Genomic DNA, 13,817 nt, shown 5'->3' on the forward strand with positions numbered 1-13,817 from the left:
AACAGTCCCAGTTCAATGGCCCCTTCAATGGAATTCCAACTTATACTCACACTGCTTCCTCCCTGTCTATCTCTACCGGAAAAGAATGAGGCGAACCCACCTGCTCGTTCGCCTCGCCTCCGTCTGCCGAAGTAATGTCAACCTTTCAGCTAATCAATAAATGAATCCGGCCATTGGTTCTTATTGGATAATATTGTTTGCCTGATCTTTCACTTCGGCCTTCATCTCATCCGTTACCGTGATGCCTTGAGCTTCAGCTGCCTTCAGGTTCAGGATCAGATCCAGCTTGTCCGGAACAGTCACCTTCATATCGCCCGGTTTGGTTCCATTTTTCAAGATGTCCGCAGCCATCTCACCGACTTGGTAGCCGTGGTCATAATATTTAAATCCTACGGTTGCAAAAGCACCCTTCTCTACCGTATCCCGATCACTGGAGAAGAACGGAATTTTGTTGCTATTTGCCGTCTGAATGATCGTATCTACAGCACTTACAACAGAGTTGTCGAGTGTAATGTAAAATGCGTCGACTTTACCAACCAGCGAGTCTGTCGCTTGTTTGACTTCCGATGTATTGGTTACTGGCGCTTTAACCAGCTTGATGTTATGTGTTGCCAAAGCCTTCTCTGCATTATTTGCCATAACAACTGCATTCGGCTCACCTTCATTAATGACGAGTCCTACTGTTTTTACATCTGGCAGATTTTTAGCAATAAAATCAGCCAATTGCACGATTGCCTCTGGATTCGTATCCGACGCACCGGTTACGTTGCCGCCCGGTTTGTCCATATCACTCACGAGTTTCGCACCCAACGGGTCCGTCACAGCGGCAAACAAGAGTGGCTTGTCCTTCACTTGTTGCGCAAGAGCTAATGCAGATGGCGTCGCAATCCCGAGCACGAGGTCGTTTTTGGAATCACCGGCAATTTTCTGGGCAATAGACAAGTTGTTCGTGGAATCCCCTTGCGCATTGTTATAATCAATCTTGAGGTTTTTGTTCTCTTCAATGCCGGCATCCTTCAGAGCAGCGATGAAACCTTCACGTGTAGCATCCAGCGAGGGATGTTCCACAATCTGGGAGATGGAAATCTGGTAGGATTTCTCTGCGCTTCCGCCCCCTGTTGTGCTGTCTGAACCTTTGGACTCCGAGCCTGCACCACTGTTATTTCCGCAACCTGCCGCTACGATCATCGAAGCAGCCATCATCAATGACATCCAAAACTTCTTTTTCATCTGTAAGAACCCCTCTCCAAATGTTAAAAATGTGGTCTTCCGGTTACACTCCATCTTGTATCCCCTCAGGTACGATAGAGCGGAACAAAACAAACGCTTCAACGCATTGTTGCTTTGATCGACAAAAGCAGACAAATCTAGACTTTTGGCATGCGACTGAAGTCCATGCCGTGTTGCTCTTTTATTGTTTTCCTAATATTAAAGGGCATCCCGGCTTCCGTCAATGGTTGAACCGCTTCCATTTTTGTTTCACTCAGATTCGTGATAGAAAACTTTACATTATCAAAAAAAGACAACCCCAAATAATGGGTTGCCTCATTTTTTATATCTACTTTAATCCATAAGCATCGATCTAATACGTTATCTCCATCTACAATTTAAATTTCTCAATCTGTGACCGCAGTTGCTCTGACATATTAGCAAGTTCCGCTGATGAGGAAGCGACTTCCTCCATAGAAGCCATTTGTTGCTGTGCCGCTGCGGAGACATTTTCAGTCTCTGCTGCTGTCTCGCTAGCCGAATCAGCAATGAGGCGAATAGAGCCCACCAGGCTTCCCGTTCCAGAGACAATCTCCTCTGCCGCCGCTGTCACACTACGGATACTGTCAGCGACCTGTTCCACGGACGAGCGAATATTCGTAAACAGCTCACTTGCCACTTCGCCCGCCTGTTTGCCTTGAGCAGCCTGCTCAACGGTCTGTTCTGAAGCACGAAGTGTACGCTCAATCTCCACCTGAATGCGCCCAATAAATCCAGCAATCTGCTCTGCGGATGCAATCGACTGTCCGGCAAGATTACGAACTTCATCGGCCACGACGGCAAATCCCCGGCCAGCCTCACCAGAACGTGATGCTTCAATTGCCGCATTCAGAGAGAGGATATTCGTTTGCCGGGCGATGTTGCTGATTACACCTACAACCTCACCGATAGAGGTGGACAAACTGCTGAGGTTCTGGATCGTACCGGACAACTCACGAATGCCATACTCCATCTCATCCATCTTCCTACCCAGATCATGCATCGCTGTAGATCCATCCGTTGCGAGTACATTCGCTTCCGAAGCAACGGTGGATACATTAGAGCTATGTTCTGCGACGCCATTAATCTGCATCGCAATATTTTCCGCTACATCGCTACCATCTTGTACGCTCGACGTTTGACGCTCCGAGCCCTCAGCAACCACCATAATAGCCTCCGTAATGCTCTGTGATGCATTGGAACCTTGCTCAGCACCTACGGCTAACTGTTTGGCAGAATCGGTTAATTGTCCGGAGAGATCCGAAACATTCGTCATCAACTGATGTAGTTGCTCACTGGATCTATTAAATGAATGCAGAGCTGCGCTAATATCCGTTTTCCCTTTTACAGGAATGCGATACGTCAGATCGCCTTGTGCCAGTAGATCAATCCCGTGTGTGAGTTGACGAATGGGCTTTACAATTTTTGTCGCGATTAAAATACTGAGTAACAATGCTGCCGCAACGATGATGATTCCTACAGTTAGTACAAGTACGAGCAGATCATTAACCGGTTTTGAAAATTCACTCTCATCCATATATGTAACAACAAGCCAGTTCAGTTCTGTTTGAGTCATGTATCCCAATCTTTTAACACCATCTATTTGAAAATCAAATGCAAGATAATTGCCTTTTACCGCTTCAGCAAATGCTTCATTCATATGGGTGTTACCCATATCCGTAATATTACTATTCATAATCTTCGTCTCATCTGGAGAATAGATAAAGATTCCACTCGCTGTAGTCAACACTGCTTGTCCCGTGTTGCCGTGCTTAAATGCAATTACATCTTCGACCAATTCATTAATCTGATATCCAGCTGTATAGAAACCAACCGGTTGACCATCTTTCATAATCGGCGACCCAATGGCAACGCCAAGTTTATTATCTACTACAGAAATCAACGGTTCAGAGACATACGGACGACCCGCCTGAATTTCTTTTACATAAGGCCGGCTCGATAAGTCATATTCTTTACCTGTCGCGTCCATCGCAGACTGTCCTGTTACATCCGGTGAATAGAGAACCGTAGTAAACTCCGGATGTTGTTCTTTTAAACTGGAGAGAAATTGCATCTGTTGCTCTTTATTGTCTCCAATTGATGCACCTTGCTCGGCAATCATTCTAACGATAGTTTGTTGCTCTTTCATTTTGATATCCATTTCTTTGGCCAGCAATTTCGTATCCAATACGAGCTGTTTCGTTGAATAACTTTTGACCTGATTCGATGTAGGAACATAGAAGGTAACTGAAAGGACCGCAACACAGACAATAACGATGATCAGTGAAGACAGCATGATTTGTCCTGCCGTTTGCCTTAATGAACAAAATGTGAGTATTGAACGAAGAAAACCTGATTTTTTCCGAGCCATGACCTATCCCCTTTTTTTTAGAAGCTATAATTTTTATATGATATATATCGGTATAATCACGAGTGTTTTTAATCCGAAAAATACCGCTTCTTAAAAAAAATTTGGATCAGAATTCATATAACAAGTAATTTAACTCACATATGTTCATAATGAGATATGGGTGTGTTTATTCATATCAGAGCGAATAAACGTGTATAAAAATTACGTACAAATGTTTTTTTAGATAAAAAAAAAGACTGCTTCGACATTCGAAACAATCTGAGGTCTCCTTAAAAAGAGAAAGGTAATATTAAAAATTGTCTGAATTAAAACTGAACAAGATTATCTTTGATATTTATTTGGTAAGTAGTCCTTATTAATCTTTTGAAGTAAATTCTTTAAATCCAATTGATAAGAAGATAATTCTTCCCTGTTTTCACACCCCGTTAATTCATAAAGTTTCTCCTCAGGGAAATTTCTAATACAAATTCAATACAACTTTCATACACCATTAATTCGCCTTCTGATAATTGCAATTCAAACAAGGTCACACTAGCAATTTCTTCATATTTTATTACATCCATTTTACCACCTCACATAGTCTGAAAATATCTCTTTAAACTTTTGATTCTCCCCTAGCCATATTACCCCTGACAATTGCTACTAGTGCCCTAGCATCCTATCCCTAAGCTTTCTTCACACCTTATACGTGTTCCTGGTAAGAAAATGATTCCAATAACGAACTAAATATGGGAAGCAATTTGGTCATGTACCAATTTAAATCAGTTACTTTATTGTAGCCCTCTATATCAATGAATCTTCTATTAATATCAGGGCTCATTAAAAAAGTACCATTATTACGAATTAAAAAGGTTCCTCCAATATTTGTATCTTCCCAAGTCATAACAACTCCAATTAATTCCCCACTTTTCTCCTTTTCACTAAGAATACCTAACAATTTTTCTTTAGAGATGGAGGTTCGTTGCCAATCATAATTATCATTGTCACCAATAGGCAAAAAAGCAACATTCCCATGATCATTGTACGTCCAACCATACTTTTCTAATTCATTAAGGATAGTCATCCCTGAAATTTTCTCTGTTAAGGATATTTCAATAGATATTGAAATAGACATACATTTCCTCTCCCTCTTTTAATCTAAAACCGAATCTCGTTGGCCCATTAGCATTATTAACGATTTTGTACGACCCCAGGAGTGTTAATAACACTCTCCACCCCCTCACAAACATTGCTAAAAAAGCCCCAAAGGGGAACCTTCAGGGCTTTCTCACACCTAAATTTGGTGCATTTCCGAAAATTTTTTATACCAGTCAGGACGTTGTGCTTGAATCAATGAGATTGCTTCAGTTAATGCAACACCCTTTAGATCTAATAATTTTCTATAGTCAATTTGTTTGTTCCTAATCCAAATCTGTGCTAAAGACTCACCACAACTTGCCACTATCATTTCATCATAGCAATTATCGTTTGATACATTAATTAGAAAATCAATTGTTTCATCATCTTGAAAATTAATTCCCAAGTCAATTACTGCATCATCTTTCACTGCATCACTTGTGTTAGGATCTAACAAGATTTCCATTAGAGTCTTCTTATTCATACCTATCAGCTGCTCCCAAGGAAATATACATATAGTGCTTAGAAAAATATAATGTGTTCTTGTGCTCTGGCATTACAAGCTATTACTGCGAAGTAACATATGTAATATCTATTTTATTGACTCTCTAACACATATGTTTTTATCACAATATTCTCATCGAATACATAAATCCTCTCACACTGTGAACATCTCCACACGTCATATCTAGGAAATGGTATTGTTACGGGGTCGATCAAATTTCCCAAGTTTATAATTTCATCCCATTCCTTATCAGTATATACTATCAACTCAACATCATTAGGCGCTTTTGAATTTGATAAATTCAATCCACATTTACATTGGAATCTAGCCATCTCTATTCTCCTTTATGGGTACATAATAACTCCATCGCTTGTCCAAATTTTAACTTTTCATGGGATAGCTTTATTAAAATATGTTCCAGAAACACGATAAATGATTTGTTTAGCATCTTTAACTATCAATCCGGATGATCCTGCATCTGATATTATTGTTTCAGCACCTTGTTTAACCCCCTTATTGTAGAAAGAAGCTGACAAGATAGAGTTCCTGCCAGCTCGTTCAGAATTATTAAATTTTAATCCTCTTCTATAATGAAAGTCTTAATAACTTTGCCATACTCCCAATCACACACATAAATTCTCTCACACTTTTCACAACGCCAGACATCATACTTAGGAAATGGAATTGCTAAAGGATCTATTGAATCTAATTGAATAATATCATCCCACTCCTTATCAGTATAAACTCTTAATTGTACATTATTGGGTACAAGAACATTTGATAATATCTCACCGCACTTACACGTCATTCTTGCCATGTTCATCCTCTTTTCTTATTTAGAGACAACACCTTTACTTGTCCAAATTTCAACTCGACCCTGATCACATCTAACCTGTAAATCGTAAATAATCATCCAACTCATCTCCATCCAACGAGAATAGTGATTCATAAACACATATTTCTTCTTCTTCATATTTTCCTTCTATAAAAACAGATACAAAATGAACTGGATCGTCGTTATTTCTAGATGTTTTAAATCAATATCTCCGAATGATATTTTATATTCATCTGGCTCTTCCACTTTATAATTTCCAATGTATGACCAAAATGCCTTGGTAACACGTTCAACAATATTGTTTATAGAGACCCAATTTAAGAGTTCATCTGTATTCAAGACTCCCAACTCCTTTATGGATAATGCCCTGTTTCCTCATCCCAGTATCCTCCCGCATAGCGGAGCACATTCGGCGTTTGCTCTTCTACCACTCGTGGATTGCCCCACACATCGTAGGTGTACCGGTTCAGTGTGTCACCTGCGGCATTTTTCAGCTCTGTCACATCGCCGTGTCCGTTCTTCCAATAGGTTTGTAGACCGCTATCCCCAGGAACATGCCGTGCTTGAAGTTCACCGCTAGCGTCGTACACGTAACCTGCTGTGATGGACACGTGGTTGTTTGATCCTACTGTGCCTTCTGCCACCAGCAATTGACGATCGTCATAGTATTTAGAATCATAATTATAGTTTCAACCTCGTCGATTTAACCTATATTTGAAGTGCCACTTCAATGAAAGGGCACTTCTTTAATCTTAATTTTTAATAGCTCTTAACAAATTCAATTGGCTATTAATCTTATTCTTAAAGTTTCCTAAACTGTTTAGATCAACTACAAACCTAAACCCCTTATCGTAACCAAATGTCTCTCCCTCAGTATATGAACCAATATTAATCCAAACCTCTACATAAATTAAATTGACTTCAAATGTATCAAAAAAAATCAAATCAAAGTAACATTCTGAACTAGAAAACTCGTATTTTTCAATTACATGATTATTTTTTTTCTTCTCGATCATTTCTTCAATTGAAATTAATAAACGTTCGATCTCGTAAATAGTTAAAATAGCTCCACTTGCTTCAGAGTAATTATAATTTTCATTTTCTAAATTCAAGGAAAGTATAAAGGGTATCCAATTCTCGTAATCTTCCCTTTGTAAGTCACCATCAAGATATTGATTGTTTATTAAATCTATTGATAGAGAAATATTTCTTTCCTCATTTTCTAAATTAGCCATTTTCACACCTCTAATCTTGTGGTAGAGAACTAAAGCCACCTTGGTTATTCAACAAGGAAACCTTGAGAGGCTCAAAGCCAGTCAAGGTTTCTAAATTCAATTTTAAGCATCTTTGTTGGACCAAATATTTTATTAAATGTATCAGTTTAATTTATTAAGATAATACTTTATCAGATCATGATGCATTTCATTAATTAATTTATCTTCACCCAGTGACAAAGGATATACATCCCCGTCCTCAAACATATTTTTAGCTGCCTCATCATAACTTTTTGCAAATTCAATAACATAGGAATTGAGACCCTCAATATAACTTATTTTGTAATAAGAGTTATTATACTTTAACAGTGGAATACCATTTAAATGAACTCTCTCAAACTCCAAGTTTTGAATTAAAGCATCTATTTTCTTCTGTAGTTCCACAATATTATCTCCTTCTATTTAATTGTATTCCCTTGCATATCATAACGATGAATGATTGATGCCAGCCGATAGGCTCTAAGTATCGAGGAAACTTATTAATTTAAATAACCCGCCCTCTTGAGCAAAGTGATATTAGCAGGAATAAATTTATTTTGAGCTTGAATCTCTCCATCATCCGTATCAACGAAAAAACAGGTCTCGCAGTGTCTATACAATTTTTCACTATTGACTTCAGTAAAGACACGAAGATGGTCACTTTTACATTGCGGACATTCCTCTGCTGATGTAAATGTTATGATGTCTCTCACCAAGTTTGATATCCTTCGTAAAACCTCAAATTCCGTCTTAGGTTCTCGGTCAATGTAGCTTTTAACAATCGACCTGAAATCATCCCCTGACGAACCTATAACATACATTTCAGGATTCAGTGTAGCAATAAATCCAAAGAAAAAAACTTCGTTTCCTGAAAATGTGTAACCATTATCACTTTTCCCTGTATTTAAAGTTTGATTGATATACTCAGAATTAATTCTTACTATGTTAATTAATTCGTATAAGAAACTGATCATATCTATTTTCTCAAATTCTGAAAATAGCTCTAGTACTTCTGACCACAGCTTTTTACTTTTCCTTTTGTTATTCATCATCTACAACCTCTCACAACGGAGATTCATTAAATTGTTGATTAGCAAATCCAAGAACCAATTTCATTATCATGGAGCAGGTACTGGAATGTAGTAACCAGACAGTACCTACAACCTGTTCAAGATATGCCCCCAACCTGGATCTTTAGAGAGACCAAATATCGTTGGCCCATTAGTATTATTAATGATTCTGTACGACCTAGGTGTTTTAATAACACTCTCTGCCCATCATAAACATTGCTAAAAAAAGCCCCAAAAATGAACCTTCAGGGCTTTCTCACACCTAAATTTAGTGCATTTCTGAATATTTTTTATACCAATCAGGGCGTTGGGCTTGAATCATTGAGATTGCTTCAGCTAATGCAACACCCTTTAGATCTAATAACTTTTTATAGTCAATTTGTTTGTTCCTAATCCAAATGTGTGCTAAAGACTCACCACAACTTGCCACTATCATTTCATCATAGCGATTATCGTTTGATACATTAATTAGAAAATCAATTGTTTCATCATCTTGAAAATTGATTCCCAGGTCAATTACTGCATCATCTTTTTCAGCATCACTTGTGTTAGGATCTAACAAAATTTCCATTAGAATCTTCTTTTTCATATTTATCAGCTCCCAAGGGGAATATGTGTACCTATACCTCGCCCACCTATTTCACCAGTAAAAGGATTGATATATGTTCCCTTATCATCTAATCTTGCATCAAAACGAGGTTGATTACTCCCTGCTTGTAAACCTTCTCTTGTACTTGCTTCAGGCTTAATCTTCAGCCTCCAACTAAATACTCCATCCTTACCTTTTATGCCCCATTGTTCGACACCTCCTGAAGTATTTTGTTTAACCCATCCTTTTGCTTTCGCCCATTTTCTCAGGTTTGCAGTGTTCTTAGAAATACTACCAGTATCTTTAACTAGAGCATTACTAGTAGGTTTGGTAGACTGCACACCGTTTCCCGTCCCCTTAACTGACGGCTTACTACCCGCGCTGCCACCCTTTGCTCCACCGCCGCCTCCGCCGAGGCCGCCTCCAGAGGATCGGCCCATTCCGGCACTGCCACTGGCGCTGCCACTTCCTGAGCCCAAGCCTTCCAAGGCGTTTTTCTCTCCTCGTTTGGCCTCTCCGCTAGGATCGGTGTAGATCAACGGGTTATTTTCCACATATGTGTACAGATTCAGGCTACTCGGTTCTGCTTTATCTCCTTCATAGGTATCTTCGTTGATAAAACGTCCTAGATTCGGGTCATACCAGCGGGATCGCAGATATTGCAGCCCTGTTTCTTCATCCCAGTATTCTCCCGCATAGCGGAGCACATTCGGCGTATGCTCTTCTACCACTCGCGGATTGCCCCACACATCGTAGGTGTACCGGTTCAGTATGTCACCTGCGGCATTTCTCAGCTCGGTCACATCGCCGTGTCCGTTCTTCCAATAGGTTTGCAGACCGCTATCCCCAGGAACATGCCGTGCTTGAAGTTCCCCGCTAGCGTCATACACGTAACCTGCTGTGATGGACACGTGGTTGTTTGATCCTACTGTGCCTTCTGCCACCAGCAATTGACGATCGTCATAGTAGTATCGGGTTGTTGCTCCTCCTTGACCTGTTCTCTCATACAATAGGCCGTCACCGTTATAGCGATACTGTACCTTGCCTTTCTCTGTGTCGACTTCGATCAGACGATTCCGCCCGTCATATCTGTACTTGGCCTGACCCAGATCCGGTTGACGTTCACTTGTCATTTCTTTACGATTGCTACGCGCATCATACGTATAACTCTCGTTAAATACACTCGAGGACTTCAATCGATTCAGTGCATCGTAGGTATAAAGGGAAGCCTCTGCATTGTCGGTCTTGGATACGATATTTCGATTGTTATCGAAACTGTACCCGTAGTTACCAAATACATTTCCACTCCGAGTCTGCGTAAGCCCCGTCATATCAAACCCGCTATAGGTGTAATTCTGTTGCAATCCGTTACTTGTTTTGAACTGAGACAAGCTCTTGTTACTCCGGTAACTGTACGTATACGAGCCTAGTTCGGTATTGCCCGTGCCCTTCACTTTTAGACTGGATACCTGTGGCAACGGAACAAGGTAACTCTGCTCTACACCTAACTGGTAGTTGCCTGAGCCAAATTGTTGACTCGTCCGCAAACCTCGTTCTTCATAAGCGTAAGTCAAGGCGGACCCATCGGGATACGTCAATGTAGCAAGATCGCCATTGGCATCATAGGCGTAACCTGTCGTTCCAGTCCCGTCGGTCATCGCTGTTCGTCTTCCTGCGGCATCGTAAGCATATGTTACTGTCTCATCTGAGGTTATGTGTTGGACTTCAAAACCTCGATTGTTATACACATACGTCTGCTCTTGTCCCATACGATCCCGGTACACTGTCAGTTGATCTGCGTTGTCATACGTAAACCACTCCTGTTGGCCTAGCGGATCAGTCTGTTTGATCAATCGGCCTAACTCATCATGCTCGTATACCATCCGCTGACCATCGGCATATTGCAACGAAGTCATGTGGCCCGACAGGTTGTATGCATAACTCGTCGTTTGTCCAAGCGAGTCCTTAACGGATAACAATCGATTCAATGCGTCATAGGTATACGTCGTGCTGTTCTGATTGGCATCCGTGGAGGAGATCAGGTTCCCTGCAAAATCATAGGCCAATTTCATCAAAGTCACGTTGCCTGATGCTTTTACCTCTTCTTTACTGGTGAGTCTGTCAAAAAGATCATAGCTCTCTCTAACCGTATTACCTGCTCCATCTGTAATGGATTTTACCCGGTTCACATCATCATATTGATATCGATTCGCCCCTATGCCAAATACCTCTAAGGACACCCGGCTCCAAGGGTCATATTGATAGGAGACACTGCCGTTGTTATAGTCGAGCTTTCTTATTAATCTTCCATACGAATCATAGCGATATAACGTCGAACCCCGAACATTCACTTCTGAGTTTAACTCTCCGATAGGTGAATAGATTTTACTACTCATGACACCGGTAGGGTCAGTTACGGTTACCTGATTCAACGCATCATTATATGTTACCTTAGTCTGCGTTCCATCCGGATACTTCTCTGACGTCATACGTCCAAGTGCATCATAAGTGAACGAGGTGGTGTTCATATTCCCATCTGTATATGATTGCTGTACGCCACTAAGTGGATCGTAGACCGCCTGTACAGTTTGAATATGTGATTGTCCAGTATGATCCGTAACTTGAACCGACTGACCTGTTAGAAAAAAGGTTTTGGACGATGGACTGAATGTTTGCCGAACAACCGTATCTTTTCCATTTCCTTTAATGGTTACTTTAATCGGATTTCCATTCACATCATATTCATAATTGATCTGTTCAAGAAGAACCCCTGCTTTATTCTTAGAGACCTTTGTCAGTAGGTACCCTTTGTTCAGATCATAGGTATATGTTGTAATCAAGCTGTCATTCGCATTAAGCGGCTGTACGATTCGGGTTGGTGCAATACGGTTGTTGATGGAAACAACATCGTTGGTAATCGTCGTCGTTGCACCATTTGCATCCGTTATGGATGATACCAGTCCGAACGAATCCAGCGTCTGTCTTGTTGGTTTCCCGATCAGTAGCCCCGATTCACCAAAACTGTATTCATTCAACGTAATGGGTGTCGGGAACCGTTTGGACTCATCATAGGTGTACGTACTGACCTTCTCGGCAGCAGAGCTATCTGCTGGCTTTATGGCTTTACTCAGCAAGTAGTACGTATCAGGTGAATTGTCACCCCAATATTTTCGTTTGAATGTATATTTTGTTTCTAGAGCACCTTCAACCCCGAAAGCATTGTACGTAACGTCTTGGCCGTATGAATTCTTGTTATAGTATGAAGTATCTACAAATGAGGTCTTTGTTCTGGATTCAGAAGCTGTAGGCGAACTGTATGAATGGGTCATGCCGGAATAGGTAACTATGGTCTCCACTGCATACTTTCCAGTGTAGATCTGATACATGCCTGTACTGTATTGCGTAATAGCCTTATTTGGATGTTCAATGGCGGACAAGAAAACCCAATCTTGCCATCCCCAATAGAGCATACGCAACGTACCTGTAAAGTCTTTATAAGATTCAAATAAATTGAAGGGAAGCCGCGAGTACTGGGTATACGTATATTTGGTTGCTCGTCCCAGCGGATCAATAACCTCGCTTAACACATCTCTGTTCGTGCCATTCGTTGTATAAGGTAGCTTCGTTTTCTTGTACGTCACAGAGCGATTTCCAATAGAAGCACGCACCGTATTGCTGCTATCCTGATAATCCAAAGTCAGATAATTACGATGCTGGTCGTCTGCCGTAACCGTCATGACCGTCTGAAGGACCGGATAGCCATATCTCCCCATATAGCTATAGGTCAAAACAATCCGATTCCCCACTCCGTCGCGAATCTCAACAAGGTTACCAAATCCATCAAAATATTGACGAGTGTCCTCTTCAAAATTTTCTAGAACATACCGGATCTCTGTGTTACCTCCAGGTGGAGGTGAAGTTTCTGCGAATCCGATATACGGATACGGCATTCCTTCAAGTCCGTTACCCGTTCGATCCGAGCGCATAAACGAGCCTAATCCTGCAATATGAAGACGGTTCTCACTAACATTGTAATATGAAATATCCCAGGACCAGCCTTTACCCAATAGAAAACGTTCATCATCTATAGATATTCGTTTCTGATTCCCGTAAATCCCGCCCTCACCTTCGGCAAAATAGATGTCGTCCTTGCCTGCCGTACTGTTGTACACACGGGTAAGAGCAAAGTCCAATCCGTTTGAGCCAGGCAAGACCAGGTCAGTTACTCGTAAGGTGAGTGAGGAGTCCGTCATGGATATACCGCCCGTTGAATCACCAATGCTATATGGGGCTTGATCATATTTTAATTTGGCCCGCTGAATGGCTACCTCATCATATCCTCTTGATTGGGCTGCCATCATTGAAGAAGAAGGTGAGAGCGAATTCTGTTGCATTTGTTTTTTCTGATCTTTGTTTAATTGTTGCTCTAATAATGCCATTTCCTGCTCATGAATTTCATACGGAGTAAGCTTTCGATCAGGATACTTCTTATCCATAAATTCTTGATAGTTGCCTCCGGCACGCTTCGCTTCCAAACCCTGGTAGATGTCGCTTAGACTGAATCCTTTCCCCATTTCCGATACAATCCAGTCACTCTCCACCTCAAATAACTCCGCAACGGAACTAATCGTTATCAGATCTTCCGAAGGAATTGCAGACTCAAAGTCTGCTGGGAAAGAGCTATCTTCCACACCAGAATGAGGTTCAGCTACGGCTACAGGAATTCCCAAAGGCTGCAGGGTACCTGTAAACATTGAAACCATCATCACAAGTGCTACGATTACACCTATACACTTTTTCAATCTGAGAGATTTCTTCATATGTTCTCCT

At 40.9% G+C, this 13,817-nt stretch carries 12 protein-coding genes; all 12 read right to left on the minus strand.

Going from position 1 to position 13,817, the window contains the following annotated elements; translation table 11 throughout:
* Positions 1 to 180: 180 nt before the first annotated feature.
* A complete protein-coding gene (locus ACT89M_RS26830; protein WP_487344930.1) occupies positions 181 to 1,230 on the minus strand; it encodes an ABC transporter substrate-binding protein in 1,050 nt (349 codons plus the stop codon).
* A 370-nt stretch (positions 1,231 to 1,600) separates the two neighbouring features.
* Positions 1,601 to 3,619, minus strand: a complete 2,019-nt coding sequence (locus tag ACT89M_RS26835; protein ID WP_487344931.1) for a methyl-accepting chemotaxis protein — start codon at positions 3,617 to 3,619, stop codon at positions 1,601 to 1,603.
* A 682-nt stretch (positions 3,620 to 4,301) separates the two neighbouring features.
* Entirely contained in the window at positions 4,302 to 4,733 is a 432-nt protein-coding gene (locus tag ACT89M_RS26840) for a hypothetical protein (RefSeq protein ID WP_464678895.1), read from the minus strand.
* A gap of 159 nt (positions 4,734 to 4,892) precedes the next feature.
* The gene (locus tag ACT89M_RS26845; RefSeq protein ID WP_487344932.1) at positions 4,893 to 5,219 is read right to left on the minus strand and encodes a hypothetical protein; all 327 of its coding nucleotides are present in this window, start codon (positions 5,217 to 5,219) and stop codon (positions 4,893 to 4,895) included.
* A gap of 113 nt (positions 5,220 to 5,332) precedes the next feature.
* Positions 5,333 to 5,572, minus strand: coding sequence for a hypothetical protein (locus tag ACT89M_RS26850; protein WP_487344933.1), 240 nt, complete (start codon positions 5,570 to 5,572; stop codon positions 5,333 to 5,335).
* 242 nt (positions 5,573 to 5,814) lie between these two features.
* The gene (locus ACT89M_RS26855; RefSeq protein ID WP_487344934.1) at positions 5,815 to 6,057 is read right to left on the minus strand and encodes a hypothetical protein; all 243 of its coding nucleotides are present in this window, start codon (positions 6,055 to 6,057) and stop codon (positions 5,815 to 5,817) included.
* A 371-nt stretch (positions 6,058 to 6,428) separates the two neighbouring features.
* Positions 6,429 to 6,686: an RHS repeat-associated core domain-containing protein gene (locus tag ACT89M_RS26860; protein ID WP_487344935.1), complete on the minus strand. Its 258-nt coding sequence runs from the start codon at positions 6,684 to 6,686 to the stop codon at positions 6,429 to 6,431.
* Between the two features lie 141 nt (positions 6,687 to 6,827).
* Positions 6,828 to 7,310 (minus strand): WapI family immunity protein, encoded by a 483-nt coding sequence (locus tag ACT89M_RS26865; protein WP_487344936.1) that lies wholly within the window; start codon positions 7,308 to 7,310, stop codon positions 6,828 to 6,830.
* A gap of 141 nt (positions 7,311 to 7,451) precedes the next feature.
* Positions 7,452 to 7,733, minus strand: a complete 282-nt coding sequence (locus tag ACT89M_RS26870) for a hypothetical protein (RefSeq protein ID WP_222592210.1) — start codon at positions 7,731 to 7,733, stop codon at positions 7,452 to 7,454.
* A 95-nt stretch (positions 7,734 to 7,828) separates the two neighbouring features.
* Positions 7,829 to 8,380: a hypothetical protein gene (locus tag ACT89M_RS26875; RefSeq protein ID WP_308722630.1), complete on the minus strand. Its 552-nt coding sequence runs from the start codon at positions 8,378 to 8,380 to the stop codon at positions 7,829 to 7,831.
* A 286-nt stretch (positions 8,381 to 8,666) separates the two neighbouring features.
* Positions 8,667 to 8,987, minus strand: coding sequence for a hypothetical protein (locus ACT89M_RS26880; protein WP_308722629.1), 321 nt, complete (start codon positions 8,985 to 8,987; stop codon positions 8,667 to 8,669).
* A gap of 5 nt (positions 8,988 to 8,992) precedes the next feature.
* A complete protein-coding gene (locus ACT89M_RS26885; protein ID WP_487344937.1) occupies positions 8,993 to 13,807 on the minus strand; it encodes an RHS repeat domain-containing protein in 4,815 nt (1,604 codons plus the stop codon).
* Between the last annotated feature and the right edge of the window lie 10 nt (positions 13,808 to 13,817).

This window comes from Paenibacillus sp. NN59, from assembly GCF_057597225.1.

What these genes read in the sequence shown, in the direction of transcription:
- ACT89M_RS26830 (WP_487344930.1), bottom strand. Translation starts at nt 1,230, where the DNA reads ATGAAAAAGAAGTTTTGGATGTCATTGATGATGGCTGCTTCGATGATC.
- ACT89M_RS26835 (WP_487344931.1), bottom strand. Translation starts at nt 3,619, where the DNA reads ATGGCTCGGAAAAAATCAGGTTTTCTTCGTTCAATACTCACATTTTGT.
- ACT89M_RS26840 (WP_464678895.1), bottom strand. Translation starts at nt 4,733, where the DNA reads ATGTCTATTTCAATATCTATTGAAATATCCTTAACAGAGAAAATTTCA.
- ACT89M_RS26845 (WP_487344932.1), bottom strand. Translation starts at nt 5,219, where the DNA reads ATGAATAAGAAGACTCTAATGGAAATCTTGTTAGATCCTAACACAAGT.
- ACT89M_RS26850 (WP_487344933.1), bottom strand. Translation starts at nt 5,572, where the DNA reads ATGGCTAGATTCCAATGTAAATGTGGATTGAATTTATCAAATTCAAAA.
- ACT89M_RS26855 (WP_487344934.1), bottom strand. Translation starts at nt 6,057, where the DNA reads ATGGCAAGAATGACGTGTAAGTGCGGTGAGATATTATCAAATGTTCTT.
- ACT89M_RS26865 (WP_487344936.1), bottom strand. Translation starts at nt 7,310, where the DNA reads ATGGCTAATTTAGAAAATGAGGAAAGAAATATTTCTCTATCAATAGAT.
- ACT89M_RS26875 (WP_308722630.1), bottom strand. Translation starts at nt 8,380, where the DNA reads ATGATGAATAACAAAAGGAAAAGTAAAAAGCTGTGGTCAGAAGTACTA.
- ACT89M_RS26880 (WP_308722629.1), bottom strand. Translation starts at nt 8,987, where the DNA reads ATGAAAAAGAAGATTCTAATGGAAATTTTGTTAGATCCTAACACAAGT.
- ACT89M_RS26885 (WP_487344937.1), bottom strand. Translation starts at nt 13,807, where the DNA reads ATGAAGAAATCTCTCAGATTGAAAAAGTGTATAGGTGTAATCGTAGCA.